Here is a 573-nt window from a genome sequence, read left to right as displayed (position 1 = left end):
TGTTGCCGTATACCTCCGGCAATTTACATATCGGTCACTGGTTTGCCATGACGCCTTCCGACGCCCAAGCCCGTTATAAGAGCCGCAAGGGCTACAACGTGATGTTCCCCATTGGGTTCGATGCCTTTGGTCTGCCGGCGGAAAATGCGGCCATTGACCGCAATACTCACCCCAAAGAATGGACCTATAAAAATGTCGAACACATGCGCAAGCAGCTGCGCAGCATGGGCGCCATGTGGGATTGGTCGCGCGAGGCGATCTCTGCTGACCCCGAGTATTATCGTTGGACGCAGTGGTTCTTTCTTCAGCTGTTCAAGAACGACCTGGCCTACAAGAAGATGGCGCCCGTAGACTGGTGCCCCAAAGACCAGACGGTGCTGGCCCGCGAGCAAGTCATCGGAGAAGAGCGGGTGTGCGAACGTTGTGGAACGCCGGTAGTGAAGAAAGATCTCGAGCAGTGGTTCTTTCGCATCACCAAATACGCCGACGAGTTATTGGACTTTTCGGGCCTCGACTGGCCGGAGCCCGTGAAGCTGCTCCAGACCAACTGGATCGGCCGGAGCGAAGGGGCCG

At 56.9% G+C, this 573-nt stretch carries 1 protein-coding gene; it reads left to right on the top strand.

What is annotated here, in order from left to right; translation table 11 throughout:
• Positions 1 to 573: class I tRNA ligase family protein (locus V3W49_RS22900; protein WP_500148271.1), on the top strand; the 573-nt coding region annotated here is incomplete at both ends.

It is taken from the genome of Rosenbergiella sp. YN46 (assembly GCF_036620675.1).
Taxonomy (GTDB): Bacteria; Pseudomonadota; Gammaproteobacteria; order Enterobacterales; family Enterobacteriaceae; genus Jejubacter.
Note: the sequence above shows the minus strand (reverse complement) of the source record. Positions and strands in the feature narration are given on the sequence as shown.